A 26,908-nucleotide genomic window follows, 5' to 3' on the forward strand; every position below is an offset into this window, starting at 1 on the left:
GGCGGGGTGCGGGTCTGTCAGGTCGGCGCGGCGCGCGTGTCAGGTCGGGGCGGCGCGCCGGGGACGACGACCCGACCTGACATGCGGCGTGCGGGTGTCTTGCCGCGCACAGGTGGCGTCCGCACGATCGGGCGCCATGACGATCATCGACAGCAGCCCGCTCTTCACGGCGGCGGAGTCCATCGAGCTCGACCTGTCCCCGGACGAGGTGTACGACGCGGTGTCCGACCTGGCGCGCAGCGGCGACTGGAGCCCCGAGTGCCGGGGCGGCGTCTGGACGGGCGAGCCCGGCGCGGTGGGCTCGGTGTTCCGGGGTGAGAACTACCGGGCGGAGGACGTCGTCGGCTGGGCCCCGCTCGTGCGCGGCACCTGGTACACCGAGGCGGAGGTCGTGGAGGCCGAGCGTCCGGTGCGGTTCGCGTGGGCGATGCGCACGCACGCCGGGACGACGCAGGACAGCATCTGGGGCTTCCGCGTGGAGCCGGGGGCGACGGGGTGCGTGCTGACGCACGACTACGTGATGACGCGGGCCACGGAGGGCATCCACAAGATCGTCGCCGACCTCGACGAGGAGGCGCGTGTGCGGTTCGTGCGGGAGTGGGGCGACAAGATCGTCGACGACGTGCGCCGCACCCTGAAGAGCATCAAGGCGGTCCTGGAGGCGCAGCCGGCGCGGGCGGGGTCGGGCGCGTGATCTACCAGCGCCTCGGGAACCGGGGGATCCGGCTCGGCACGCTGTTCGCGCGCGGTCACCGCGCGAACCCGCGCGCCCGTGTCGTCACGGACCACGACCTGGACCTGGCACCCGGCCGTCGGGAGTTCTCGATGGCGGACCTGCAGGCCCTCGTCGAGGACTTCTCGGCCCGGCTGTGGTCCGCGGGCCTGCGCACGGGTGACCAGATCGTCGTCTACAAGAGCGACAACGTCGACGTGACGCTCCTGGCCTGCGCGTGCGCGCGGATCGGCGTCGTCCCCGTGCTGCTGTCGCCCAAGCTCGAGCCGGCGACGGCGTTCGCGCTCGTGCAGCGGCTCGGTCGCCCGCACCTGCTGACCGACCCGCGCAAGCTCTCGACGCCGGCGCTGGCCGACGTCGCCGGGCACGTCGCGACGCTGCTGACGGTCGGGGCGTGGCACGAGGGCGTGGACCTGGTGGCCCTGACGGACCGGCCGCCCGTTCCGGAGGTCGAGGTCTCGCCCGACGCGCCGCTGTTCGTCACGCACACGTCGGGCACGACCGGGCTGCCGAAGCTCGCGGTCCACACGCGCCGCACGATGCAGTCGCGCTACCGCCCGCAGTCGCTGTTCGCGCGGCTCGTGCCGCGCCGCGAGGCGGTCGCGATCCACGTGTCGTTCGTGCACTCGCGGATCTTCACCGCGCTGCCGATCGCGGTGCTGCACGGGCACGACGTCGCGCTGCTGCGCGAGGACGACCCGGCGGCGGCCGCCGACCTGCTCGCGCGCGTGCGCCCCGGCCTGGTCGAGGCGCACCCGAACACGTTCACGTCGTGGGAGGTGCTCGCGGACCACCCCGCCCGGCCGCTCGCCGACGTGCGCGTGTTCTCGAGCACGTTCGACGCGGCGCACCCGCGGACCGTCGAGGCGATGCTGCACGCCTCGCGCCGGCGCCGGCCCGTGTACGTGCAGATGTACGGGCAGAGCGAGGTGGGCCCGATCGCGTGGAAGGTGTACGACCGGCGGCGCGGCATGCCCGAGGGGCGCGACGTGGGCCGCGGTTTCCCGCTGTCCACCGCGATCCGGGTGGTGCCGCGGGACGGCCGTCGGCCGAGCCGTGAGCACCCGGGCGACATCGAGGTCCGCAGCGACGGGCGCATCGTGACGTACCTCGCCGAGCACGAGCGCTGGCTCGCGCAGGTCCACGACGGCTGGTGGCGCATGGGCGACGTCGGCTACAAGGACGCCCGCGGCCACCTGCACCTGCAGGACCGCGAGATCGACCTGATCGACGGCGTGCCGAGCACGCTCGAGGTCGAGGACCGGCTGCTGGTGCGGCTGCCCGAGGTCGCCGAGATCGTCGTCGTCGAGCTCAGTGAGGGCCCCACCGCGGTGCTGTGCACGCGCGACGGCCGACCGCTCGACCCGACGCGCTGGTCCCTCGCGTCGCAGGACCTGCCCGTGACGCGTCGCGTGCAGCTCCCGCGCGAGCAGATGCCGACGACGTCGACGACGAAGGTGCGGCGCCGCGAGCTCGTCGCCCTCCTGGAAGGGCGCTGACGTGCCGGGACTGCCGACGATGGAGCCGTACACGCTGCCGACGCGCGGCGAGCTCCCCGTCTCGACGATGCCGTGGCGGGTCGAGGAGGGGCGCGCGGTACTGCTCGTCCACGACATGCAGCGGTACTTCGTGCGCGGGCTGCCGCAGCCGTTGGCCGACACGCTCGTCGACCGGGTCGCCGCGCTGCTCGCCTGGGCGCGGCGCAGCGGTGTCCCGGTGGCGTACACCGCGCAGCCGGGCTCGATGAGCCCGCAGGAGCGCGGCCTGCTCGCGGACGTGTGGGGTCCTGGCATGCGCGCCGTGCCGGACGACCGCGCGGTGGTCGACGCGCTCGCGCCGCGGGCGCAGGACTGGGTGCTCACGAAGTGGCGCTACAGCGCGTTCGTGCGCTCACCGCTGCTCGACCGGATGCGCGAGGCGCGGCGTGACCAGCTCGTGGTGTGCGGCGTGTACGCGCACGTCGGTGTGCTCATGACCGCCGCCGACGCGTTCCAGCACGACATCCAGCCGTTCGTCGTCGGGGACGCGATCGCGGACTTCTCGCTCGCGTACCACCGGCTCGCCCTGGACTGGGCGGCGGACCGGTGCGCGGTCGTGACGACCACCGCGGACGTGGTCGGATGACCGCAGCCGAGCTCCTGGGTGCGCTCCTCGCGGACGGCACCCGCCCGTTCGCGCTCGTGCACCGGCCCGCGCACGGCGAGGACGTCGTCGACCTGCTCGTCGGTGACGTCCTCGAGGCGCGGCGGCTGCACGACCTCCCGCTGCACGGCACGGCGTGCAGCCGCCGCGGCCCGGGCGAGTCGCTCGAGTCGCTCGTCGTCGTCCCGTACCGCCAGGTCACCGAGCGCGGCTTCGCGGCGGTCGACGACGACGAGCCGGTCCTGTGTCTGACGGTCCAGGAGCACCACCGGCTCGCCTGGGCCGACGTGGTGGGCGCGCTGCCGGGCAGACCCGCGGTCGTCGTCGGGGACTTCGACGTCACCGACGAGCAGTACGCCGACCTCGTCTCGACGGTCCTGCGCGACGAGATCGACACGGGGTCCGGCGCGAACTTCGTCGTGCACCGCTCGTGGGAGGGCCACGTCGCGGACGGTCGCACCCCGGTGGTCGCCGCCGCGGCCGCGCTGCGCCGGCTGCTGCTGCGCGAGGCGGGTGCGTACTGGACGTTCGTGATCCACACGGGCCCGCGCACGTTCGTCGGCGCGAGCCCCGAGCGGCACGTGACGCTGCGTGCGGGCACGGCCACCATGAACCCGATCAGCGGCACGTACCGCTACCCCTCGTCGGGGCCCACGTTGGAGGGCGTGCTCGGCTTCCTGGGCGACACCAAGGAGACCGACGAGCTCAACATGGTGCTCGACGAGGAGATCAAGATGATGTCGCGGCTGTGCCGCGACGTGCACGTGCGCGGCCCGTACCTGCGGGAGATGGCGAGCCTCGCGCACACCGAGTACCTCGTGGAGGGCACGGCCGAGGTGGACGTGCCGACGCTGCTGCGCGAGACGATGCTCGCGCCCACGGTCACGGGCAGCCCGATCGAGAACGCGTGCCGGGTGATCGCGGCGCACGAGCGACGCGGCCGGGGCTACTACAGCGGCTTCGCGGCGCTCGTCGGGCGGGACGCCACGGGCGACGCGAGCGTCGACTCGGCCATCCTCATCCGGACGGCGGACGTGCGTGCCGACGGTCGCATGACGATCGGGGTGGGTGCGACGCTCGTGCGTCACTCCGACCCGTGCGCGGAGGCCGCGGAGACCCGCACCAAGGTCGCGGGCGTGCTCGGCGGGTTCGACGTGGGGGCCGCGGGCCCGCTCGCGTCGCACCCCGACGTGCTCGCCGCCCTCGACCGCCGTGGGCGGCGGATCGCGGACTTCTGGCGGCCGGTCGGCGGCGGTCGTCGTCCGAGTGCGCGCTCGTCGGCGGCGGGCAGGACGGGCCGTGCGCCCGGGCGGGTGCTGGTGCTGGACGCGGAGGACACGTTCACGCACATGCTCGCCTGCCTGCTCACCGACGGCGGGTGGGACACCCGGATCGTGCCCGCGGCCCAGGTCGCGGGGCCGGGGCGGGACCTGGACGCGGCGCTCGCGGACGCGGACGTCGTCCTGCTCGGGCCGGGCCCGGGCGACCCGCGCGCGGACGACGACGAGCGCGTGCGCGCGCTGCGTGCCGCGGGTTCCCGGCTGCTGGCGCGCCGCTCGCCGTTCGTCGCGGTGTGCCTGGGGCACCAGGTCACGGCGGGGCTGCTCGGGCTGCGGGTCGTGGCGCACGACTGCGCGCGCCAGGGCCTGCAGAGCGAGGTCGACCTGTTCGGTGCGCGCGAGACGGTCGGGTTCTACAACAGCTACGTGGCGCAGTCCCATGTCGACTCGTTCGACGTGCCGGACGTCGGGTACGTCGAGGTGGCCCGCCGCGGGGCCGAGGTGCACGCGCTGCGTGGCCCGTTCTTCTCGACGCTGCAGTTCCACCCCGAGTCGGTGCTGACGCTCGACGGCGGCCGGCTGCTGCGCGACGCCGTGGCATGGGCGTACGGGGGCCGGGACCGCGACGCCGATGCGCGGGGCCGACGATCAGGTGGTCAGGAGCCCCTCGAGCCGGTCGGCGGCCTCCGCGGCTCCGTCGCGGGCCTGTAGCGCGGCGGCCAGCCGGCGGGCGGCCGCCGCGTAGGACGCCTCGGTCAGCACCGCGGCGGCCGCGGCGGCGACGTCCTGCGCCGGGGCGTCGGCCGGCAGCGAGCGCCCGGCGCCCCGCTCCTCGAGGAACGCGGCGACGCGCGGCTGGTCGAGCGCGGCCACGCCCTCCTGGTCCTCGGCGCGCCCCGTCAGGCAGACGACGGGCACCGCGTGCCGCAGCGCGCGCATCGCGGTCCCGTGCCCGCCGTGCGTGACGACGAGAGCGGCGTCCTGCATGAGCCGGCCGTGGTCGGCGAACGCGACCGCCGTGGCGTTGGGCGGCACGACGAGCGACCCGGGCGGGACGGCGCCGACGGTCGCGGTCACCCGGACCGGCAGGCCGGCCAGGCCGTCCAGCGTGCGCTGGAGCTTGCCGACCGACGACTGCGCGACCGCGGTGCTGAAGCTCACGACGACGTGCGGGCGGTCGTCGTGCGCGGTGCCCAGGGGCTTGGCGCGCGAGTCCAGTGCGAGCACGGGCGCGCCGTGGCGCGCGTTGGGCCACGGCGAGCGGGCGGGGGAGTCGAACTCCTCGAGCGCGTTGACGTGCAGCGCGTCGGCGCGTCCCCACAGCGTGCGCACGTCGGCCATGGCGCCCAGACCGGCGCGGTGCCGCGCCGCGGCCTGGTCGCCCATGAGCGTCTCCCAGCCGTCGATCGTGCGGTGCAGGAACGTGTGGAGCATGACGGCCACCGGGACCCCGGCTCGGGGTGCGGCGTCGAGCGCGGCGCCGAACATCGCGTCGACGACGAGCACGTCGGCGTGCTCGTCCGCGCCGACCGCGAGCACCTCGTCGCCGACCGCCGGGTCGGTGAGGTAGCTGAACAGGCGGCCCCGCGGGTGCCACGCGTAGGCCTCGGCGTGCGCGTAGGACGACTCGAGGACCGTCGCCGGCAGCCCCGCGGCCGTCACGCGCGGCGCCATCTCGGGCCGACCGGCGAACACGACCCGGTGCCCGCGCGCGGTGAGCGCCTGCGCGATCCCCACGCTCGGCGGCACGTTCCCGCCGCCGTCGAAGCACGCCCACACGAACGTCGCCACGTCGTCCCCCTGACCTCGCCGTTCGGACGGGCCGCCACAGTAGCGGCGCCGCCGTGCGGTACGGCGGGGCTCCGGACGCGTCTGTCAGGTCGCGTGCCGGACGGGTGTTGACCCTGCCGGGGTGCCGGTGCAACGATCCAGTAATACGATCTACTAGAACGATCCAGCAGACGAGCGGCCGAGCGCGGACAGGGGAGGTCACGGTGGGCGAGCGTCCCAGCATCAAGACCGTCGCCGCCGCGGCCGGGGTCTCGCCGTCGACGGTGTCGAACGCCTACCGTCGGCCCGAGCAGATGACCCCCGCGGTGCGCGAGCGCGTGCTCGACGCCGCCGACCGCCTCGGCTACCCGGGTCCCAACCCGATCGCGAGCTCGCTGCGCAGCCGCCGCACCGGGTCGGTCGGCGTGCTGTTCGCGCAGGACCTCACGTACGCGTTCAGCGACCCGTACTGCCTCGACCTGCTCACCGGCATCGCGCAGGTCGCGAGCGAGCAGGCGACCAACGTGCTGCTCATGCCCGTCGGTCCGCACGTCGTGTCGCGCACCTACTCGCGCGACGAGGAGCTGCGGCTGCTGCAGTCCGTGCGTCAGGCCGCGCTGGACGGCGTGATCGCCGACGGCGTCGACCCCACGCACCCGGTGCTGCGCGTCCTCGCCGAGCGCGGCGTCCCGGTCGTCGGGACCGTCGACGGCGACGGGCCGTGCGTGCTCGTCGACGACCACGACGCCGCGGTCGTCGTCGGCGCGCACCTGCGCGGCCTCGGGCACCGGCGCGTGGTCGTCGTCGCGGACAGCATGGACGACGACGACGTCGCGCTCGCCGACCCCGACGACCCGCGGATCTTCCCGTACGCGCGGCTGCGGGCGCGCGGCGCCGAGGTCGGTCTGGGCGCCGGCGCGCAGGTCGCCACGGTCTCCGCGGGCCAGAACACGCCCGCGGCCGGCCGCGCCGCCGCAACGCTCGCGCTCGGGCTCCCGCTCGCCCCGACCGCGATCGTCGCGACCACCGACGTGCTGGCCCTCGGCGTGCTCGATGAGCTGCGTGAGCGGGGCCTCGTCGCCGGTCAGGACGTCTCCGTCACGGGCTTCGACGACGTGCCGCGCGCGGCCGGGCTCGGCCTCACGACCGTGCGTCAGCCGGTGCAGGACAAGGGCCGCCTCATGGCCCGCATGCTCGTCGACCCGCTCGTCGAGGCCGCGCGCGTGACGCTGCCGACCGATCTCGTCGTCCGGACCAGCACAGGGCCCGCCCCGCAGGGGTAGCCGTACCGAACCAGCAGGAGCACCAGGGGGAAGTCGCATGTCCAGTCAGCTCAAGGTCGCCCTCGTCGTCGCGAGCGTGCGCGAGCAGCGGTTCGGCCCGGTCGTCGCCGGGTGGGTGCGCGAGCAGCTCGAGGCGCACGGCGGGTTCGAGGTCGACGTGCTCGACCTCGTCGACGTGCACGTGCCCGTGACGCTCGACGGCTCGGGGGACACCGACGCCCTGCGCGCCCGCATCGGCGCGGCCGACGCGTTCGTCGTCGTCACGCCCGAGTACAACCACGGCTACCCGGGGTACCTGAAGATCGTCGTCGACACCGTGCTCGAGGAGTGGGCGGGCAAGGCGCTCGGCTTCGTCTCCTACGGCGGGTCCGCGGGCGGGTCGCGCAGCGTCGAGCAGCTGCGGCAGGTGTTCACCGAGCTCCAGGTCCACACGATCCGCAGGCAGGTCGTGTTCTCCGGCGTCTGGGACCGGTTCGACGACGAGGGCCGGCTCGTCGAGGGCGCCCGCTACGAGGGTGCCGCCAAGTCGATGTTCGACCAGCTCGTGTGGTGGGCGGCGGCGCTGCGCGAGGCGCGCCGCACGCCCGTGGTCGCCTGACGCGACCGTCACCCCACCACCGACCAAGGAGCCGTCATGTCCTCCCCGAGTGCCGCCGCGCCGCCGGCGCCCCTGACCTCACCGCGACGCGCGGTGCTCGCCCTGACGGTGCTCGCCGCCGGCGCGTTCTGCTTCGTGACGTCGGAGACGCTGCCCAGCGGCCTGCTGACCATGATCTCCGACTCGCTCGGCGTGGAGCAGTCGACGACCGGCCAGCTCGTCACGGTGTACGCGGTCGTCGTCGTGCTGTTCTCGCTGCCGCTGACCCGCGTGACCGCCCGCGTTCCCCGGCGCGGGCTGCTCACGGTCACGCTGGTCGTGTTCGCCACCGCGTCCCTGCTCGCGGCGCTCGCCCCGTCGTTCGGCGTGCTCGCCGCGGCCCGTGTGCTCGCGGGCGTCAGCCACGCCCTGTTCTGGTCGATCGCCGCCGCGGCCGCGACCGGGCTGTTCCCGCCCGAGGTCCGTGGGCGCATGGTGGCGCGGCTGTCGATCGGCAGCGCGCTCGGCCCCGTGCTCGGCGTCCCGCTCGGGACGTGGCTCGGGCAGCAGCTCGACTGGCGGGTCCCGTTCGCGGCGATCGGCGCCGTCAGCGTCGTCCTCGCGGTCGCCGTGCTCGCCCTCGTGCCGCGCTACGCGCCCGAGGAGGGCGGTGCGGCGCGCGGGCTGACGCCCAGCGTCTCGCGGTTCGTCGTGCTGCTCGTCACGACGTGCCTCGCCGTCGCGGGCGGCATGGCCGTCCTCACCTACATCGCGCCGTACGTGCTCGACCACGCCGGCTTCGCCGAGAAGTCGCTGAGCCTGGTCCTCGCGGTCTCGGGCGGTGCCGGGGTGGTGGGCACGACGGTCGTCGGCCGGTTCCTCGACTCGCACGCGCGGGCGTGCCGGGTCGTCGTGCTCATCGGGCTCGCCGTCGCGCACGCCGGGCTGTGGGCGTTCGGGCACCGGCCCGCGGTCGTCGTCGCGTGCGTCGCGCTCACCGGCGCGTGCTTCGGTGCGCTCGCGGCGACGCTCATGCACCGCGGCCTGCAGGTCGCACCGGGGAACACCGACATCGCGATGGCCGCGGTGAGCACCGCGTTCAACATCGGCATCGCCGCGGGCGCGTTCCTCGGCGGCCGCGTCCTGGCCGCGGGCGGCCCGCACCTCGTGCCCCTCATGGGGGCCGGGCTCGTGACGCTGGCGCTCGTCGTCGTGCTGGCCGAGCCGCTGCTGGTCGCCCGCCGCGGCTCGGGACCGGCGCCTCGCACCGCCGAGCCCGCCCTGACCTCGACCACCCACTGACACCGGAGGCCGCCGTGCGCACCGACCACCCGCTGACGGCCACCGTCGTCGTCCCGACCTACAACCGCGCCGACCTGCTCGCGGCGACCCTCACGTCGCTCGTCGCGCAGGACCTGGCGGCGGACCGGTTCGAGGTCGTCGTCTGCGACGACGGCTCGACCGACGGCACGCCGGACGTCGTGGCCGACTTCGCGACCCGGCTGCGGATGCGCTACCTCTACCAGGAGGACGACGGCTACCGCGTCGCGGCGGCCCGCAACGCGGGCATCACCGCCGCCGCCGGTGACATCTGCGTGTTCGTCGACTGCGGGGTGGTGCTGACCAGCGGGGCCGTGCGGGCGCACCTCGAGGCGCACGAGCGCACCGACGGGCCCGCGGCCGTGATCGGGTACGTCCACGGCTTCGAGCAGGACGACGACGACGCGGAGCGGCTGCGCGCCGAGACCGACCTCGCGGACCTCGACGCGACGCTCGCGGACTTCGTCGCCCGGGGCGTGTGGCCCGACATGCGGGAGCGCTCCTACGCCCGCTACGACGACGCGCTCGCGGGCCTGCCGGCGCCGTGGGTCCTGTACTGGACGTGCAACGTGTCCGCGTCGACGGAGCAGCTGCGGCGCGTCGGGATGTTCGACGAGGCGTTCCGAACCTGGGGCGGTGAGGACATCGACCTCGCGTACCGGCTGTTCCAGGACGGTGCGACGTTCGCGCTCGCGCGCGCGGCCACCGCGCTGCACCTGCCGCACCCGAAGAGCTACGCCGAGCGCGAGGAAGGCGCCATCGCGAACTACCGCTACATGGCGGGCAAGTACCGGGACCCGATCGTCGACCTGATCACCGAGCTGCCGCCGCTCGACTTCCGGGAGCTGAACGACGAGGTCGTCGAGCGTGGCCTGGCGGTCGCCACGACGTGAGCAAGGACCCGTGCGTGAGACCCACGTGACGGGACGACGGTGCCGGGCACCCGCCCGGCGAGCTGCAGGGGACAGTCATGACTTCCACGACATCGCACGTCTCGGCCCAGCTGATCGGCAGACCGGACTTCGAGGAGTTCTGCGCCAGCGTGTTCGGTGCGCTGCCGCGCCGCGACCAGCAGCGCAAGGCAGCCGCGTACGTCGCCGGGCTGCTGCGCGCGAGCGGCCGCAAGTCGCTGCGCAACATCGCCGCCGCCGCGGGGGCGGAGGTCAACGAGCAGAGCCTGCACCACTTCGTCAGCGAGTCGACGTGGCCGTGGCGCACGGTCCGCCGCGCGCTCGCCCAGCACGTGGTGCCGACGAGCCGCCCCCAGGCGTTCGTCGTGCGGCACCGGGACACCCCCGCCCGGCCGGCCCGCCGCGCCGGTGCCGAGCTGCCCCAGCCCCGGCGCACCTACGGCCTGTGGGCCGCGACCGACGGCACGGCGCTGCCGCTCTCGTGGTGGCTGCACGAGGACCCGCGCACGGACGCCGCGCCCGGTCGAGCGGCCGGTCGCGTGCCGGGACGGTCACCGGAGGCCGTCGTGGTGGAGGCGTACCGGGACGCGGTGGCGGCCGGGCGCGGGACCGTCCCGCTCGTCGCCGACGCCCGCGGGATCTCCGTGTCCTCGATCCTGCGCGGGCTCGAGGCCGCCGTTCCCGGCGCGCCCGTGGCGCTGCGGGTCGCCCCCGGGCAGGCCGTGCAGGTCACCGACCCGCGCTGTCCGCGCGGGGTCTGGACGCCCGCGCACGAGGTCGCCGCGTGGACGCGGGACCTGCGCCGCACGAGCGCGACGGGCGACGAGCCCGGTCGTCTCGCCGTCTCCCGCATCGCGGTCCAGGTCCCGGAGCGCACCGCCGCCGCAGGCGCTCGCTCAGCGCCGCCTCTGCTCGCCGAGCTCGTGTGCCTCGGCGACCCGCGCCGCCCCTGGCCGCAGCAGCTCTGGCTCGTCGCCGGCGCCCCCGCCGACCCGGACCTCGCGCAGCACCTCGCGCGGTGGCTCGAGCACGCCCCCGCGAGCGCCGAGCGGACCAGCGGTGCGCTCGGGCTCGACGACTACCGCGGGCGGTCCGACGACGGCTTCCACCGGCACGCCGCGCTCGTCGGCGTCGCACAGGCGTTCCTCGCCCGCCAGTCCGTGGCACCTGTCCGGCTGCGCCCGGTGCTCCCCGCGGGTGGCGACCGGTCCGCGCTGTGCTCGTCGCGGTTCCCGGTCTCCCGGACGTCCCGCACGTCGCTGGTCCACCGCCTGCACGCGTGCCCGGACACCGCCCGCGCCTGACCGCCGACCCTTCGAACGGGCTCACTCACGCCGCTATCACGGCCAGGACGACCTCGGTCTTCTGCTCCGGCGTGAACTGCCGGTACTTGCGCTTCTCGCTCATCAGCCCTCCTCAGGGCGATCAGAGCGACCATCCTCCCCAAGCCCGACGGCTCAGGGAAGTGTCAACGAGCCGACGGGGTCCTCGTCACCAGGTCCCGCAGCGTGCACGTGCGCACGTCGTCCTCACCCAGGCTCGGCAGCGCGTCCGACACGTAGTCGAGGTAGGGCTCGTGCGGGCCGACGAACAGCAGCCCGCCGTGCCCGCTGCGCAGGCGCGGGTCCGCGTACAGCAGGTACGCGGCGCGGTGCAGCGCCACCACCGTCTTGCCCGTCCCCGGACCGCCGTCGACGACGAGCGGGCCCGCCGACCCCGCGCGCACGATCGCGTCCTGGTCCGCCTGGATCGTCGTCAGCACGTCCCGCATCCGCGCCGACCGGCTCGCCCCCAGCGACGCGAGCAGCGCCGAACCCTCGTCCGGCGCCACGCCGCCCGGCGCGACCGCGCCCGGCACCAGCACCTCGTCCCAGTAGTCCGTCACCCGCCCGCGCGACCACCGGTACCGGCGCCGAGCCACCACCCCGGACGGGTGCGCGGGGGTCGCGGCGAAGAACGGCTCCGCCGCGGGCGAGCGCCAGTCCACCAGCAGCCGCTCGCCGTCGGAGGCCGTGACGCCCACCCGTCCCACGTACACCGCCGCACCGTCGGCGGAGACCGTGCGGCCGAGGCACAGGTCCAGCCCGTAGCGGCGCAGCGTGCGCAGCCGCGCCGAGAGCCGGTGCACCTCCTGGTCGCGCTCCAACGCCGCGGTGCCCGACCCGCCCGGCGCCCGGCGCGCCTCCGTGAGCCGGGCGTCGAGCTCGGCGACCTGCTGCTCCAGCCGCGCCGCGACCCGGGCCAGGTGCGCGTCGTCGCCGGCAGTCAGGGACGGGTCCGCCTTGGCGGCGAGGGCGACGTCGAAGACGCTCAGGGGAAGGGTGGTCACGAGGTCTCGCTCCCGGGGGTCACGGCGCCCGGGACGGCTCGGCGGGCGCGACGAGCGCCGATCACCCGCCTCGACCGGGGTCTTGCCGCAAGACCCCCCGTGCTCTATACGTTGAAGAGGGAGAGCACCGCACGGATGCTCTCCCTCGTGACGCCGGCCGTCGGGCCGGCCCCGTGACGCGGGTCAGGCCCGCGGGTCGCCGCTCAGGCGCAGTAGTCGCACACACCCGTCGCGGGCAGCGTCATCGAGCACGTCGGGCAGATCGCCGGTGCGGGCTCGGGCGTCGCGGTGCGGCGCGGGGTGCTCGCGCGCGGCGTCGTCGTGCGAGGGGCGCGTGTGGCCGTGCGCGAGGACGAGCGTGCGGCGGGTGCCGACGCGCCGCCCGGCTCGGTGACCTCGAACCCGCGCTTGCGCAGGATCGACGCCGCGGACCCGATGCTGCCGACGACCTCGTCGGACGGTGCGAGGCGGCCGGTGGCGAAGCGGTGCGCCACCCCGAGGACCGCCGGCAGGTCGTAGCTCGAGCCCTCGTGCACGATCGCGTAGCCCGGCGTCGGCGCGTAGCCGTAGACCCCGAGGAAGCCGTCGCGACCGCGGGAGTCGTACTCCGCGATCGCCTGGAGGACGTGCTGACGCGTCACGCCGGAGAAGGTAGCCACAACCCCCCACCTTACGTCTCCCTCCCCCTCCCCCCCTGGCCCCCCGCCCCCCGACCCCCACCACCCGACCCCGCGATTCCTCCGGCTCCCAGCCCCGATACCCGGAGCAACCGCAGGCTCGTTGAGCGCCAGCCCACCGAGACCGTCGTTGGTCCGGGTTCGCTGGCTGATAGCCGGAGGAACCGCGGGGTCGTCGTGCCGGCCACCGAGACCGTCGTTGCTCCGGGTTCGCTGGCTGATAGCCGGAGGAACCGCGGGGTCGTCGTGCCGGCCACCGAGACCGTGGTTGCGCCGGGTTTGGGGGCTGATGGCCGGAGGAACCGCGGGCTCGTCGGGCGGGCGGCGGCTGAGACCGTCGTTGCTCCGGGTTCGCTGGCTGATAGCCGGAGGAACCGCGGGGTCGTCGTGCCGGCCGACGAGACCGTCGTTGGTCTGGGTCTGGCGGGTGAGAGCCGGAGCGATCGCGGGGTCGTCGTGGGAGTGGGTGAAGGTGAGGAGGCGGGGCAGACAGGGACCGAGGGCCCAGGACGGACGAACCGCCGGAAGGAAAGATTGGACAGTCGTCCAGGAGAGGAGAGCAGGGGGATGTTCGACGTCGGGGCTGCCTCGCGCGCCGAGCTTGCGGCCGTGGCAGGCGTGCTCGGCGAGGCGTTCGCCGACGACCCGGTCGTCGTCGGCATGATCGGCGCCGCCGACGGCCGCTGCGAGCGCGCGACCGCGCTGTACGCGGCACTCCTGCGCGCGCAGGACCCCGACGGGATCGAGGTCGACGTCGCACGCGACGAGACGGGCCTGATCGTCGGCGCCGCGGTCTGGGAGCGTCCCGACGCGCGTGGCGCGACCGCCCGGCGCCTGCTGCGCGAGGCGCCCGGCTTCCTGCAGGCGCTCGGTCCGCTGCGGGTCCCGCTCGCGCTGCGCGGGTGGAACGCGTTCGTCCGGCACCGGCCCGACGAGCCGCACTGGTACCTCGGCGAGATCGGCGTGCGGGCCGCGCAGCGCGGCACGGGCGTGGGCTCGCGGTTGCTGGCGCACCGGCTGCGGCACGTGGACGACCACGCCCACGGGGCGTACCTGGAGTCGTCGACGCCGCGCAACCGTGCGCTCTACGTCCGGCACGGGTTCGAGTCCCGGGGCGAGATCCGCGGCGTGCACGCCGCGCGGCCCACCGCGATGTGGCGCCCGCCCGTCGACGCGCCCGGCCGGCCCGCGGCGCGCTGACCTCGCACTCGTCGTCCCGAGCGCCATTTCCGCAACACGCCTGTGCGCAAGAAGCGGGTCTGACCTGCGGTGTTGATCCGGCTGGCGTGCTGGCGCGCGGGCCCGGGCGGGTCTACCGTCGACGAAGGAGCCCCTGCGGCTCCGGAGTTCGCAGGTTCGCAACGGCCCACCTTCGGAGGCGCGAGATGACCGACCTCATGGAGCTGCCCGCCATCGCCGAGTGCTCGGTGGCCGGCTGCTCGTACAACGACCACTCGCACTGCCACGCGGCCGCCATCACGGTCGGCGGCACCGGCGGCGACGCCCAGTGCGCGACGTTCATCCCGCTCACGGTCAAGGGCGGTCTGGACAAGGTGCTCAGCCACGTCGGCGCGTGCCAGCGCCAGGACTGCTCCCACAACGCCCACCTGGAGTGCACCGCGGACTCGATCCGGGTGGGCAGCGGTCACGACGTCGCCGACTGCCTGACGTTCGCCCCGCGTTGACGGGCGTCCCTCAGGACGCGACGCGCACCATCTCCTGCACCAGCTCGACGGCGCCGCCGACCAGCTCCTTCTCGCCGGTGAGCAGGCCGGGGTCGCTGCGCCGTGCGGCGGCGGCCTGGTCGAGCGCGGGGACGGGCGAGACCCGGCTCGCGGCGAGGAACGCCGCGAGGAACGCGCGCGCGGCCAGGGAGTAGTCACCCCCGGCGTCCACGGCGACCTCGGCGACCATCAGGGCGGTGAGCGCGACGTCGAGCTCCGCCGTCGCGGCGCGCGCGTTCGCCCAGTCGACCACGCAGGGCCCGTGCGTCTCGGTCAGCACGATGTTGCCGGGATGCAGGTCGAGGTGCGCGACGACCGGCCCGGCGGGCACGTGCGGCCACTGCGTCTCGTCGTGCGGCACGTCCTGCGGTGCGGGGATCGCGTGCAGCCGCTCGTGCAGCTCGACGACGAGCCGCGCGCCGTCCGCGATGGACACCTCGCCCGCCGCGAGGGCCTGCAGGAGGGTCGGGCCGTGCAGCCGCTCCATGAGCAGGTTCGGGCCCTGCGCGACGTACACCGCCGGTGCCGGGAAGCCTCGCGCGGACACGTGCTGCAGGAACCGGGCCTCGTGCGTCGCGTCCCGGCCGCAGCGGTAGCGACGCACCACGTAGTCCTCGTCGAGCGCGTACACGTCGGCGCTAGACCCGGACGCGAGCACCGGTCCGGGGTCGTCGAGCGTCAGGACGTCGGCGGGCGGGACCGGGCCCGGGGTCCGCACCGGCGGACGGGGGCCGACGTGCAGGCCATGCGGTTGCGGGAGCGAACCGTGGGGGGTCGTGGGGGCGCCGGCGGGCGCCGTGGGGTCGTCGGAGCTCTCCGAGCCCTGAGGTGCGGGGTCGTGCGGGGCGGCGAGTCCGGACGGGGTCATACCTCGAAACTAACCCCGCGGAGCGGGTTTGCACCCGTCGAGACCCGTCCGATGTGCGACACACCGGGCGCATCACGTGACAGCGGGACGACAGGCCCGCTCGTGGACCGGTCGTCCGGCCCGGTGGGCAGGAGTAGCCCGAACAGGTGAAGCGGCGTGCGTCGAGGCAGGGGCGCCGGCGCACGCCGCGGTCAGGGACGCGCCAGCTGCGCGAGGCGCCGCACCGCGCACTCGTGCGTCGGCGGCAGGGGCTCGACCCAGCACCGCAGCGGGTGCCGCGTCACGCGCTCGACACCCAGTGCGAGGACACGCTCGTCCACGCGCCGCCGTAGCCGCGCCACGGGCTCGTCCGTGTCCTCGTCGTCACCGACCAGCACGACGAACGCGCCGCCGCCGATGCTCGCCATCGCCCGCGCCGCACCGAACACCTCCCGCAGCGCCGCGCCCACGGCCGCGGACCGGGCGAGGCGGCTGAGCGCGTCGGGCACGCCCGCCGCGACGTCGACGACGAGCAGCCGGCCCGTGGGCACGTCGTCGGGGTAGCACTCCATGAGCCGCAGACGCAGGTAGTCCGCCGAGGGCAGCCCCGAGTCCGCGTCGAGACCGAGGGGCAGCGTCACGCCGCCGGCCTGCGCGTCCGCCCAGCCCGTGCACAGCGCCCGCAGGACGTCCAGCGGCGGCTGCGACCGCGACGTCGCGCGGTACAGGCACGCGAGGTCGTCGATGGTCTCGGCGATCCCCACCCCGGACTCGCCCCGGGCGCCACCCAGGCGGGCGGCGGCCGGCACGGGGTCGTCGTCGAGGAGCAGCGCGACCGCGAGGTCGTCGGCGGCGGGGTGGTACCAGTCGGAGGGGCGGCGCCAGACGGACGCGACGCTCTCGTGGCGCCAGCGCTCGAGCAGTCGCGACGGCTGGGCGGGCAGCAGAGGTCCGGTCTCGGTCGTCACGCGGGATGAGAGAGGGCTTCGGTGCAGGTGTGACGGCACTTCTGGGTGTTTTCACCCGGAGGCCGCCGCAAGCCCGTGACCCGGTTGTTTCCTGTGGGTCCGGCCGATATGTCACCCTGGTACGGATTTCGCGCGGATCAACCGTGCCACGAGCAAGCCGGGACGAGGTCGAGGTGGAGGCGCAGGCGGCTGTCGTGCGCAGCGACGCGGAGCTCATCTCCGCAGTGCGCGCAGGCGACGAGTCGGGCTTCGCCGCGCTCTACGAGCGGCACTCGGCCGCCGCGGCCGTCGTCGCACGGCAGTACACCGACAGCGCCGCGGACGCCGACGACGTCGTCGCGGACGCGTTCACCGCCGTCTACGCGGCGCTGCGCAACGGCAACGGTCCCGACGAGGCGTTCCGCGCCTACCTGTTCACGGTGGTCCGCCGGACCGCGGGCGTGCGGCGCGAGGGTGCGCGGCGCGTGCAGCCGACCGACGACCTCGCCACGCTCGAGGCCGGGACGGCGCTCGCGGGCACCGCGGAGGAGCCCGCGCTCGAGGGGTTCGAACGCGGTGTCGTCGCGCGCGCGTTCCACTCCCTGCCCGAGCGGTGGCAGGCCGTGCTGTGGCACACCGAGGTCGAGGGGCTGCCGCCCGCCGAGATCGCACCCGCGCTCGGGCTGACCGCCAACGGCGTGGCCGCGCTCGCGTACCGCGCGCGCGAAGGGCTGCGCCAGGCGTACCTGCAGCAGCACCTGCGCGACCCGCTCGACGAGGGGTGCCGCGCCGTGGCGGGGTCGCTCGGCGCGTACGTGCGCGGTGGCCTGGGCACGCGTGAGAGCACCAAGGCGGCCCGGCACCTCGACGACTGCGACGAGTGCCGCGCGCTCGTGCTCGAACTGGGCGACGTCAACCACGGTCTGCGCGCGGTCGTCGCGCCGCTCGTGCTCGGCCTCGCGGGGCTCGGTGCGCTCTCGCACACGTTGCCGCTCGGGGCGGCCGCCGTCGGGGCCGCGGGTGCGGCCGGCGCGGGCGCGGGTGCGGCCGGGTCCGGTCACCTTGCGGAGCTCGAGGGCGGTGCGGGTGCCGGGGCGGTGGGCGGTGGTGTCGCAGCGCTCTCCGGTGGCGGCGCGGCGGCCGGTGCCGGCGGGGTCGCGGCGTTCCTCGCGAGCGTGCCCGCAGCCGTCGTCGCGACGGTCGCCGGTGCCGTGGCCGTCGCCGCGGTCGCGGCGGCGGTGGTGCTGGGGCTCGGTGCCGACCAGCAGGTCATCGAGGCGGACCCGCCCGTGGTGCTGACCACGCCCACGCCGACGACGTCCCCGGGCGCCTCCGCGAGCCCGACGAGCACACCCACCGGACCGGCCTCGCCCGGACCGACCTCCTCGGCCGACCCCGCGGTCCCCCCGGGCGCCCCCGACGTGCCCGACCCCGCCGACGAGCCGACGGCCGGGCCGTCGCTCGGCCCGACACCCGACCCGACGGGTGGGCCGACCGCAGAGCCGACCTCGGGACCCACCGCCGAGCCGACGAGCGCGCCGTCGCCGGGACCGACCGCCGGACCGACCGCCGGACCGACCGCCGGACCGACCACCGAACCGACCCCGCCACCGCGCGCGCCCGACGTGGTCGTCGCGCTGCCCGAGGGCGGGCTGGTGCTCGCCGCGGGCGTCGGCCCGCAGGACCTCGCGATCACGCTGCGCAACGCGGGTGGGCGGGCCGCGACGGACCTGCGCGCCGAGCTGGGGCTGCCCGAGGGTGTCTCCGTCGAGGGTGTGCTGGGCGTCGCGCCCGCCGGGACGGCCTCACCCGCGACGACCGGCGGGAGCGCGACGGTCGCGGCGCTGCGCGACCGTCTGCAGGCGACCGACTGGACATGCCGCGGCGCGCAGACGCGGCACGCGAGCTGCGAGCTGCCCTCGCTGCCCGCGGGTGAGGCGGCGCGGCTCGTCGTGCGGGTCGCGGTCGACGAGGCGTTCGACGCCGACGACGCGCAGGTCGAGCTCGTCGTGACCGGCAGCGACATCGACTACCGCCCCGCACCGCTGCCCGTGCGCGTCACCCCGAGCCCGGCGCGGCTCGCGGTCGCGTCCACGCAGGAGCCGCTCGCGCTCGTCGCGGGCCGCGTGCGGGACGTGACGTTCGACCTGCGCAACGCCGGCCGGTCGGCCGCCGGGCAGGCGCGCGCCGAGCTCGTGCTGCCGGACGGTGTCACCTGGGCCGGTGCGCCACCCGCCCAGGGCTGGCGCTGCGAGGCCGGTGCGACGGTCGTGTGCACGCGCGACGAGCTGCCCGGGCGGGGTCAGGTACCGCTCACGCTCGGCCTGCGCACGGCGCGGGACGCCGCGGCGGCCCCCGTCGAGGTGCAGCTGAGCCCGGCGCCCACCACCGCGCGCCACGCGGGGGTGCCCGTCACGGTGCAGTCGCCAGCGACCCTCGTCGTGACGGCCCGGCCGGATGCACTGACCGTCGCCGGCGGGCGCACGAGCGTCGCGGACGTCGCGGTGCGGAACACCGGGGACCTGCCGGCCGCCGCGGTGACGCTCGACCTGACGACCCCCGCCGGGCTCGCATGGGCGGGTGGTGCGCCCGACGGCTGGGCCTGCGTCGCCGACGGGCCGCGCGTGCGGTGCACCGGACCCGGGCTCGCGCCGGGGGAGAGCGTGAACGCGGGGCTGCCGTTCGTCGCGGAGCCCGGCGCCGTGGGAGCGCTCGGCGCTCTCGTCGTCGCGGCGGCGGCCGACGACGCCGACGGCGCGAGCGTGACGGTCGAGGTCCAGGGGCGTGCGCCCGGGCTCGAGCTGCGTACCGCGGACGTGGTGCTGCAGTACGACGACCTCGGCCAGCTCGCGTTCGGGGTACGTGTCGCCGACGGCGACGACCCCGCGGCGGACGCCGCGCAGGTCGTGGTGCGCGCGGCACTGCCCGGCAACCTCGTCGTGCAGGAGCGGACCGGGCTGCCGGTGCCCGACGCGTGCCACGTGGACCGCTCCGGGCGGACCGTCGAGTGCACCTGGCCGGTGCTCGCGGCGGGCGCGACGGGCGAGGTCCTGCTCCCGGTGCGCTCGACGTACTCGGCGGCCGGGACGGTCACGCTCACCGCGACCGCCGCCGGGGTCGACGCGCCCGTGACCGGGCGCGCCGCCGTGCCGGGCCGGTCCGGTGGGCTGGCGCAGCGGTTCACCACCGCCACCGGCGGGTGGGACGTGACCGAGGCCGGTGCGGCGGTGCTCTCGTGCGACCCGGACGTGGCGGCGTGCCAGGCCGCGCTGCGCGGCGACCAGGACAACAACTCCCAGGACATGCTCGCCCTCGACGAGGCGCGGCCGGACGGGCAGCGCACCAAGGTGCCCGTGTCGTCGAGCACCGAGGTGGACGTGCCGCGGGGCAGCGAGATCGCGTTCGCGGGGCTCTACTGGTCGGCCGTGCGGGGCAGCCGCGACGGGTGGAGCGCGCCCCTCGACGAGGTTCTCCTGCGGGGGCCAGGCGGCGCCTACGTGCCGGTGTCCGGTGAGGCCTCCCGGCGCACCGACAGCACCTACCGCGAGTACTACTCGTCGTTCGCCGACGTGACCGACCTCGTGCGCGCCCAGGGGGGTGGGACGTGGTCGCTCGCCGACATGGCGGTGAGCACCACGCGCACCGACAAGGACCCGACGTACTACGGCGGGTGGTCGCTCGTCGTCGTGCACTCCGCGCCCGGGGACGCGCGCGTGACCGTCTACGACGGGTCGCTGTGGGTCGGTACCGGTGCGCAGCCCGCCGCGTTCCGGTTCGCCGCGCCCGCCGGGTCGACCGCGCGGATCGGCGTCGTCGGGTGGGAGGGCGACCGGAACCTCACCGGCGACCGGCTGCGCCTGGGTGGCCTGTGCACCGCGGCGACCACCGACCTCACGCCGTTGCGCGCCGACGGGACGCGCGGCAGCGCCGAGAACGCGTTCGACTCGACCGCGGCCGGCTGGCGCACCGCCTCGTCGCTCGGCATCGACGCCAAGGGCTTCGCCCCGGCCACGCTCCCGTGCGACGTGTCCTCGCTCACGCCCAGCACGTCGGGCGACCAGTACCTCGTCGGCGCGATCACGCTGCGCGCCGAGGGCGCCGGCTGAGCGGTCAGTCCGCGCGCTCGGTGGCCGCGACGACGGCCGCCTCGACCGGCACGACGCCCGTCACGAGCTCGAGCGTGAGCCCCGCCGACGCGGGTGCCCGCAGCAGCGCGGCCAGCACGGCCGCCACGTCCCCCCGGGGGACGTCGCCCCGGCCGACCGCGCGCTCGAGCGTCACGTGGTCCGTCGGCTCGTCGTCCGTCAGACGGCCCGGCCGCAGGATCGTCCAGTCCAGGTCCCGGCCGCGCAGGTCCTGCTCGCTCGCCGCCTTCGCCTCCAGGTACGCGGCGAACACGTCGTCGGTGCCCTCGGGCGGGCGCTGGTCGACGCCCATCGACGACACGAGCACGTAGCGGCGCACGCCCGCCTCCTGCGCCGCGTCGGCGAGCAGTGCCGCCGCCGCGCGGTCGACCGTGTCCTTGCGCTGCGCACCGCTGCCCGGTCCCGCGCCCGCGGCGAACACCACGGCGTCCGCACCGGTGACCGCGCCCGTGACGTCGGCGACGTTGCACCGCTCCAGGTCGAGGACCACGGCCTCCGCGCCGTCGCCGGTGACGTCCTCCACCTGGTCGAGGGAGCGGATCAGCGCCACCGGCACGTCACCGCGCGCCGCCAGCGCCCGGGTCAGGTGCCGGGCGACCTTCCCGTGGCCCCCGGCCACCACCACACGCATGCGGCCACGGTAAGCAACGACGTCCGGTCCGGCGACCGGGGACGCGGTCCCGCAGGTCACACGTCCGAGTGGTCGTCGGGCGCCCGGGTGGGCCGGTGCGGGGTGGTCGCTCAGACGACGCCGTACAGGCGGTCGCCCGCGTCGCCCAGGCCCGGGACGATGTAGGCCTTCTCGTTGAGGCGCTCGTCGACGGCGGCCACGACGACCTGCACGTCCGCACGGTCGCCGACGAAGTCCTCGACGACCTTGATGCCCTCGGGCGCCGCGATGAGGCAGACCGCGGTCACGTCACGCGCGCCGCGCTGCAGCAGGTAGTCGATCGCCGCGACGAGCGTGCCACCCGTCGCGAGCATCGGGTCGAGCAGGAAGCACTGCCGCCCCGAGAGGTCCTCGGGCAGACGGTTGGCGTACGTGATCGCCTCGAGCGTCTCCTCGTCGCGCTGCATCCCGAGGAACCCGACCTCGGCCGAGGGCAGCAGCCGCGTCATCCCGTCGAGCATCCCGAGGCCGGCGCGCAGGATCGGCACGACGAGGGGGCGCGGGGAGGCGAGCTTGGTGCTCAGCGTCGTCGCGACCGGGGTGGTGATCTCCACCTGCTCGGTGCGCACGTCGCGCGTGGCCTCGTAGGCGAGGAGCGTGACGAGCTCGTCGACGAGCAGCCGGAACGTCGGCGACTTGGTGTTCACGTCGCGCAGGACGGCGAGCTTGTGGGCGACGAGCGGGTGGTCGGCGACGTGCAGGCGCATGCCCGTCAGGCTACTCGCCGGTAGGGGTCGCCGTGCCGGGACCCGCCCGCCTGTGACGGGCGGGTGCGCCATCATGGCTGCGTGGACAGGGGACGGCCGGTGGACGTCGCGGACGAGTGGGCGATGGGGATCGCGCTCGACGAGGCACGGCGTGCCGTGGCGACGGGCGACGTGCCGGTGGGTGCGGTCGTCGTCGACCCGCACGGCGCGGTCGTCGGACGCGGACGCAACGTGCGGGAGGCGGAGGCCGACCCGACCGGCCACGCCGAGGTCCAGGCGCTGCGCGCGGCGGCCGCGACGCTGGGCCGGTGGCGCCTCGACGACTGCACGCTCGTCGTGACGCTCGAGCCGTGCGTGATGTGCGCGGGCGCGATCGTGCTCGCACGCGTCCCGCGGCTCGTGCTGGGCGCGTGGGACCCGAAGGCCGGGGCGTGCGGGTCGCAGTGGGACGTGGTGCGCGACCGCCGGCTCAACCACCGCGTCGAGGTGGTCGGCGGCGTGCGGGACGAGGAGTGCGGCGCGCTGCTGCGGCACTTCTTCGAGCTCCAGCGCGACCCCTGACCTCCCGGCTCTGCCCCGACGCTAGACGGGGTCGCCGGTCCTGGGCGTGGGGAGTCTGTCGCTGAGCGCCGTGAGCGTCTCGGACGTGCCCGCGTCCAGCGTGATCGTCGCCAGGCCGTCACCCCGGGTCGCACCCCGGTTGACGACGACGACGGGCTTGCCCGCCTTCGCGGCGTGCCGCACGAACCGCAGCCCCGACTGCACCGTCAACGAGGACCCTGCGACGAGCAGCGCGTCGGCGGCGTCGACCATCGCGTACGCGCGCTCGACCCGCTCCCGCGGCACCGTCTCGCCGAAGTACACGATGTCCGGCTTGAGCATCCCGCCGCACACCTCGCAGTCCGCGACGACGAACCCGCTCGTCGTCTCGATCACCGCGTCCGCGTCGGGCGCGATCTCGACGTCGCCCACCGCGCCCACGGACTCGACGAACCCCGGGTTGAGCTCCTCGAGCCGCTGCGCGAGATGCGCGCGGGACACCACGTGCCCGCACGACAGGCAGACCACGCGGTCGTAGCGGCCGTGCAGGTCGATCACGTTGCGCGAGCCCGCGTCCTCGTGCAGCAGGTCCACGTTCTGCGTGACGACCCCGACGACGACGCGCCGCGCCTCCATCGCCGCGAGAGCGCGGTGCCCCGCGTTCGGCTCGGTGCGGTGCACGTGCCGCCAGCCCACGTGGTTGCGGGCCCAGTAGTGGCGACGGAACGCCTCGTCGCCGACGAACTGCTGGAACGTCATCGGGGTGCGCGGCGGGGAGTCCGGGCCGCGGTAGTCCGGGATCCCGGAGTCGGTCGAGACGCCCGCGCCCGTCAGCACCGTGAGCCGCTTGCCGCGCAGCAGTGCGACGACCTCGGCGAACGTCCCCGCGGCCGGGCGCGCCTCGTCGGTGCGCTGGGCGGGCGCCGCGTAGCGGGTCGAGCGGGTCTCGGGCGTCACCCGACCACGGTACGTCGGCACCGCGCGGGACTCCCGGGCCCTGGCCGGAGGTGGATCTGGACCGGATTCGGAGCATCGGGCCCGAGCGGGTACCCTTCTGCACCGAGGTAGCGTGTCCGAGCGGCCTAAGGAGCACGCCTCGAAAGCGTGTGTGGGTGAAAGTCCACCGTGGGTTCAAATCCCACCGCTACCGCCAGTCGAAGGGCCCCACCCGCAGCGCGCTGCACCGGGTGGGGCCCTTCGTCGTCGCCCCGTCAGGCGCACAGGAGACGGTCGATGGTGGCCGCGATCTCCTGGGTGACCGCGGCGGCGTGCTCCGCGGGCAGGACGCCGTGCATGGCCGTCGTCGCGATGGTGACGGCGCGGCCGCCGGCGGTGACGCCGCCCTCGGTCTGGTAGCCGGGGATGATCCCGCCGTGGCCCCACGCGAGGCGCCCGCACGAGAGCTCGGTCGACTGCAGCCCGAGCCCGTAGCGCATGGTGGTGGGGATGCCCGGCAGGTCCATGGCGACGGTCGTCGTCATCTGCGTGAGCTCGGCCGGGCGCAGGAGCCGCCCACCCAGGAGCGCGCGGAAGAAGGTGTTGAGGTCGCCGGGCGTGGTGACCAGGTCCCCGGCGCCCCAGGACGTCGACGGGTCGATCGCGCTGTGCTCGACGAGGGCGCTGCCGGCCGGCTCGGCGTGGTAGCCCAGCGCGTGCGGTCCGCGCAGGGTCCGCTCCCCGCGTGCGGGGACGTAGGTGCCGGTCAGGTGCAGGGGCCGGATGATGCGCTCGGTGATCGCCTCCCCGAGCGGGCGGCCGGTGACCTTCTGGACGACGAGCCCGGCGAGCACGTAGTTGGTGTTGGAGTACGACCAGCGTCCGGCGGGGGTGGCGGGCCGCGCGAGGCCGAGCCGCACGAGCTCGTACGGCTCGAGGTAGAGGTCCTTGACCCCGACGAGCCGGGGCTCGCCGTCGACGACGAACGGCGGGCCGTCGGTGTAGGAGCCGATGCCGCTGGTGTGCTGCAGCAGGTCCCGCACGGTGATGTCGTGCCCGTCGACGGGCCCGCGCACCAGGCCCGGCAGGTACGTCTCGACGGGCGCGTCGAGCGAGACCGTGCCCTCGCCGACGAGCTGCAGGACGACGGTGGCGACGAAGGTCTTGGTGTTGGACCCCGCGCGCACCTGGCCGTCGAGGGGCACGCGCCCGCCGTGCTCGAGGCTGCGCACGCCGGCGACGAGGTCGCGCTCGCGGCCCGAGGTCTCGGTCACGGCCGCGAGGACGGCGGGGACGCCGTGCTGCTCGACGAGCCGTGAGACGGCCCGCTGCGCGTCGTCGCCGCGCGGCCCGCCGGGGCCCGAGCCGGGTGCGGGTCCGCGGTCCCCGGCCACGGCGACGGCCGGTACAGCGATCGCGGTCCCCGCGACGACGGCGCACACCGCGGCGAGCGCCGACAGCCGCGCGGGGCGCCGCGGCCGGCGCGGCGCGGTGCGGGGCACGAGGGTCGTGGAGGGTGCGGTGCGAGCGGTCATCGGAGCTCCTCGTGCGGCGTCGGCGGCCTTCGGCGGATGCGGGGACCGATGCAGGTCGAGCCGTGTGTCAGCGGCCTGACCTGCATCGATCCCGGCATGCTCCAGCGTGGTCGGTGGGGCCCGGGCGCCACCATCGGGGGACCACCCCAGTCGGGGGTGGGGGAACCCCTAGTGGGCGTCAGTCCGCGAGCGCGAGCTCCGGGGTGCGCTCGTCGGCCGCGGCCTCGCGGTGCGGGGTGACGACGGTGGGGGCTGGGGCGGGGCGGCGCACCAGGGCGGCGAGCAGGACGACGGTCGCGGCGGTCAGCCCGGCGCCGACGAGGAACGCCTGCTGCGCGCCCGCGACGAACGCGTGGCGGGCGACCTCGAGCGCGGTGGCCCCGACCGGTGCGGCGGCACGCGCGGCCGACTCCGCGACCGTGACGAGCACCGCGAGCCCGAGCGCGCCGCCGATCTGCTGCGACGCGTTGACGAGCCCGGAGGCCGCACCCGCGTCGCGCGGGTCGACACCCTGCAGGCCGGCCGCGGTGAGCGGCACGAACGCGAGCCCGTTCCCGATCCCGAACAGCACGAGCGCGACGAGGATCTGCGGGTAGCCGGTGCCGGCGTCGATGCGGGAGAGCAGCAGGAGCGCGACGGTCGTGGTCGCCAGGCCGACGACGAGCAGCGGCCGGTTCCCGACGCGCTGCATGAGCCGCGCGCTGACCTGGGAGAACACGAGCAGCATGACGGTGATGGGCAGGAACGCGACGCCCGTGGCGAGCGGTGAGTACCCGAGGACGTCCTGCAGGAACTGCGTGAGGAAGAAGAACAGCCCGGTCATCGCGGCCATGAGGAGCAGCCGTCCGCCGAGCGCGGCGGAGCGCGTGCGGTCGGCGAACAGCCGCAGCGGCGTGATGGGTGCGGGTGCGCGCAGCTCGGTGAGCACGAACGCGGCGAGCAGGAGCGCACCGACGGTGAACGAGGCGAGGGTCGTGGGTGCGCCCCAGCCGTCCTCGGCCGCCTCGACGAACCCGTACACGAGCGCGGTCATGCCGATGGTCGAGGTCGCGGCGCCGACGAGGTCGAACCGCCCGGGGTGGCGCGGCGTCTCGGGCAGCACGGCCCGCACGAGCGCGACGAGGGCGAGACCGATGGGCACGTTGACGAACATGACCCACCGCCAGGACGCCCACTGCGTGAGCATGCCGCCGGCGATGAGGCCGAGCGCGGAGCCGCCGATCGAGACGGCGGAGAAGTAGCCGAGAGCGCGGGCACGCTCGGCGCCCTCGGGGAAGCGGGCCATGAGCAGCGCGAGCGCGGACGGTGCGGCGAACGCGGCGCCGACGCCCTGCGCGGCGCGGGCCGCCAGCAGCACGCCGGGGCCGGCGGCGATCCCGCCGACGAGGGACGCGGCGGTGAACAGCGCGATCCCGGCGACGAGCACGCGCCGCCTGCCGAGGAGGTCGCCGGTGCGGGCCCCGAGCAGCAGGAGCCCGCCGAACGCGAGCGTGTAGGCGTTGAGCACCCAGGACAGGCCGGTGGGCGTGAAGCCGAGCGAGGACTGCAGGTCGGGGAGCGCGACGTTCACGATGGTCATGTCGAGCACGAGCATGAGCTGGGTGGTGAGGATCGCCGCGAGGACGAGGACGGACGAGGCCGGACGGCGACGAGGGGACGCGGGCGCGATCATGCGGACCTCCGCGGGGTTAGGGTGGGAGCAGAAGCGGAACCCGCCTCCGGATATGACTATACGGAGGATGCCTCCGGTTGAGCAACCGTGTTTCCCCGTCCCCGTGGGAGCATGGCGTCCGGACGGCCACGACGGGCCGGACGACGACGAGCGCGACGAAGGC

22 protein-coding genes, 1 tRNA gene and 1 pseudogene are annotated in these 26,908 nt (G+C 75.5%); 14 read left to right on the plus strand and 10 right to left on the minus strand.

Annotation, left to right across the window (positions count from 1 at the left end):
- Positions 1–136: 136 nt before the first annotated feature.
- From ACT17Q_RS01830 to ACT17Q_RS01845, 4 genes are read left to right on the plus strand one after another with little or no spacing between them, the layout of a single operon-like run.
- The gene (locus tag ACT17Q_RS01830) at positions 137–694 is read left to right on the plus strand and encodes an SRPBCC family protein (RefSeq protein WP_141317889.1); all 558 of its coding nucleotides are present in this window, start codon (positions 137–139) and stop codon (positions 692–694) included.
- Positions 691–2,232 (plus strand): AMP-binding protein, encoded by a 1,542-nt coding sequence (locus ACT17Q_RS01835; RefSeq protein WP_094181146.1) that lies wholly within the window; start codon positions 691–693, stop codon positions 2,230–2,232. Before ACT17Q_RS01830 ends, ACT17Q_RS01835 begins: the two co-directional genes overlap by 4 nt.
- A gap of 1 nt (position 2,233) precedes the next feature.
- Entirely contained in the window at positions 2,234–2,857 is a 624-nt protein-coding gene (locus ACT17Q_RS01840; RefSeq protein WP_094181145.1) for an isochorismatase family protein, read from the plus strand.
- Entirely contained in the window at positions 2,854–4,866 is a 2,013-nt protein-coding gene (locus tag ACT17Q_RS01845) for a chorismate-binding protein (protein ID WP_444664359.1), read from the plus strand. Before ACT17Q_RS01840 ends, ACT17Q_RS01845 begins: the two co-directional genes overlap by 4 nt.
- Here the strand turns inward: ACT17Q_RS01845 and ACT17Q_RS01850 are convergent.
- Complete coding sequence (locus ACT17Q_RS01850; RefSeq protein WP_444664361.1) at positions 4,804–5,946, minus strand: glycosyltransferase; 1,143 nt, start codon at positions 5,944–5,946, stop codon at positions 4,804–4,806. The genes ACT17Q_RS01845 and ACT17Q_RS01850 overlap by 63 nt on opposite strands.
- 203 nt (positions 5,947–6,149) lie before the next feature.
- On the opposite strand from ACT17Q_RS01850, the gene ACT17Q_RS01855 reads away from it, so the two are divergent.
- The 5 genes from ACT17Q_RS01855 (at position 6,150) to ACT17Q_RS01875 (ending at position 11,320) form a co-directional block, all read left to right on the plus strand.
- Positions 6,150–7,208: a LacI family DNA-binding transcriptional regulator gene (locus tag ACT17Q_RS01855; RefSeq protein ID WP_444664363.1), complete on the plus strand. Its 1,059-nt coding sequence runs from the start codon at positions 6,150–6,152 to the stop codon at positions 7,206–7,208.
- A gap of 37 nt (positions 7,209–7,245) precedes the next feature.
- On the plus strand, positions 7,246–7,806 hold the full coding sequence (locus ACT17Q_RS01860) for an NADPH-dependent FMN reductase (protein WP_444664365.1): 561 nt from the start codon (positions 7,246–7,248) through the stop codon (positions 7,804–7,806).
- Between the two features lie 36 nt (positions 7,807–7,842).
- Positions 7,843–9,087: an MFS transporter gene (locus ACT17Q_RS01865; RefSeq protein WP_268530873.1), complete on the plus strand. Its 1,245-nt coding sequence runs from the start codon at positions 7,843–7,845 to the stop codon at positions 9,085–9,087.
- A 14-nt stretch (positions 9,088–9,101) separates the two neighbouring features.
- A complete protein-coding gene (locus tag ACT17Q_RS01870) occupies positions 9,102–9,998 on the plus strand; it encodes a glycosyltransferase (RefSeq protein WP_268530874.1) in 897 nt (298 codons plus the stop codon).
- A 77-nt stretch (positions 9,999–10,075) separates the two neighbouring features.
- Positions 10,076–11,320 carry a transposase gene (locus ACT17Q_RS01875; RefSeq protein WP_444664368.1) on the plus strand — a complete coding sequence of 415 codons (1,245 nt, stop codon included), beginning with the start codon at positions 10,076–10,078 and terminating at the stop codon, positions 11,318–11,320.
- Positions 11,321–11,487: 167 nt separating this feature from the next.
- Here the strand turns inward: ACT17Q_RS01875 and ACT17Q_RS01880 are convergent.
- Together ACT17Q_RS01880 and ACT17Q_RS01885 are read right to left on the minus strand one after the other, a co-directional pair.
- Positions 11,488–12,345 (minus strand): annotated as a pseudogene (locus ACT17Q_RS01880) (AAA family ATPase); the annotation flags it as partial.
- Between the two features lie 203 nt (positions 12,346–12,548).
- The gene (locus ACT17Q_RS01885; RefSeq protein WP_444664370.1) at positions 12,549–12,986 is read right to left on the minus strand and encodes a hypothetical protein; all 438 of its coding nucleotides are present in this window, start codon (positions 12,984–12,986) and stop codon (positions 12,549–12,551) included.
- Positions 12,987–13,589: 603 nt separating this feature from the next.
- On the opposite strand from ACT17Q_RS01885, the gene ACT17Q_RS01890 reads away from it, so the two are divergent.
- The gene (locus ACT17Q_RS01890) at positions 13,590–14,222 is read left to right on the plus strand and encodes a GNAT family N-acetyltransferase (RefSeq protein WP_444664372.1); all 633 of its coding nucleotides are present in this window, start codon (positions 13,590–13,592) and stop codon (positions 14,220–14,222) included.
- Between the two features lie 185 nt (positions 14,223–14,407).
- A complete protein-coding gene (locus ACT17Q_RS01895; protein ID WP_141321099.1) occupies positions 14,408–14,707 on the plus strand; it encodes a DUF1540 domain-containing protein in 300 nt (99 codons plus the stop codon).
- Between the two features lie 10 nt (positions 14,708–14,717).
- On the opposite strand, the gene ACT17Q_RS01900 is transcribed toward ACT17Q_RS01895, so the two are convergent.
- Both ACT17Q_RS01900 and ACT17Q_RS01905 read right to left on the minus strand, forming a co-directional pair.
- Positions 14,718–15,464, minus strand: coding sequence for an aminoglycoside phosphotransferase family protein (locus ACT17Q_RS01900; protein ID WP_244937757.1), 747 nt, complete (start codon positions 15,462–15,464; stop codon positions 14,718–14,720).
- A 341-nt stretch (positions 15,465–15,805) separates the two neighbouring features.
- Entirely contained in the window at positions 15,806–16,561 is a 756-nt protein-coding gene (locus tag ACT17Q_RS01905) for a hypothetical protein (RefSeq protein WP_444664375.1), read from the minus strand.
- Positions 16,562–16,704: 143 nt separating this feature from the next.
- Here ACT17Q_RS01905 and ACT17Q_RS01910 point away from each other — a divergent pair, with 143 nt between their 5' ends.
- Positions 16,705–20,646, plus strand: a complete 3,942-nt coding sequence (locus ACT17Q_RS01910; protein WP_444664376.1) for a sigma-70 family RNA polymerase sigma factor — start codon at positions 16,705–16,707, stop codon at positions 20,644–20,646.
- Positions 20,647–20,650: 4 nt separating this feature from the next.
- Here ACT17Q_RS01910 and ACT17Q_RS01915 read toward each other — a convergent pair whose 3' ends face one another.
- The gene (locus ACT17Q_RS01915; protein WP_444664378.1) at positions 20,651–21,316 is read right to left on the minus strand and encodes an NAD(P)-binding oxidoreductase; all 666 of its coding nucleotides are present in this window, start codon (positions 21,314–21,316) and stop codon (positions 20,651–20,653) included.
- A gap of 110 nt (positions 21,317–21,426) precedes the next feature.
- Positions 21,427–22,062, minus strand: coding sequence for a uracil phosphoribosyltransferase (gene upp / locus ACT17Q_RS01920; protein WP_094181120.1), 636 nt, complete (start codon positions 22,060–22,062; stop codon positions 21,427–21,429).
- 123 nt (positions 22,063–22,185) lie between these two features.
- On the opposite strand from upp, the gene ACT17Q_RS01925 reads away from it, so the two are divergent.
- Positions 22,186–22,623 (plus strand): nucleoside deaminase, encoded by a 438-nt coding sequence (locus ACT17Q_RS01925; protein ID WP_094182348.1) that lies wholly within the window; start codon positions 22,186–22,188, stop codon positions 22,621–22,623.
- Positions 22,624–22,644: 21 nt separating this feature from the next.
- Here ACT17Q_RS01925 and ACT17Q_RS01930 read toward each other — a convergent pair whose 3' ends face one another.
- Positions 22,645–23,463, minus strand: coding sequence for an NAD-dependent protein deacetylase (locus ACT17Q_RS01930; RefSeq protein ID WP_444665351.1), 819 nt, complete (start codon positions 23,461–23,463; stop codon positions 22,645–22,647).
- A 202-nt stretch (positions 23,464–23,665) separates the two neighbouring features.
- Here ACT17Q_RS01930 and ACT17Q_RS01935 point away from each other — a divergent pair.
- Positions 23,666–23,755: transfer RNA gene (locus ACT17Q_RS01935), tRNA-Ser, on the plus strand.
- A gap of 58 nt (positions 23,756–23,813) precedes the next feature.
- Here ACT17Q_RS01935 and ACT17Q_RS01940 read toward each other — a convergent pair.
- Complete coding sequence (locus tag ACT17Q_RS01940) at positions 23,814–25,073, minus strand: serine hydrolase domain-containing protein (protein ID WP_444664381.1); 1,260 nt, start codon at positions 25,071–25,073, stop codon at positions 23,814–23,816.
- A 178-nt stretch (positions 25,074–25,251) separates the two neighbouring features.
- On the minus strand, positions 25,252–26,745 hold the full coding sequence (locus ACT17Q_RS01945) for an MFS transporter (RefSeq protein WP_444664383.1): 1,494 nt from the start codon (positions 26,743–26,745) through the stop codon (positions 25,252–25,254).
- Positions 26,746–26,908 lie beyond the last annotated feature (163 nt).

The organism is Cellulomonas sp. CW35, from assembly GCF_052378485.1.
GTDB classification, from domain to species: domain Bacteria; phylum Actinomycetota; class Actinomycetes; order Actinomycetales; family Cellulomonadaceae; genus Cellulomonas; species Cellulomonas uda.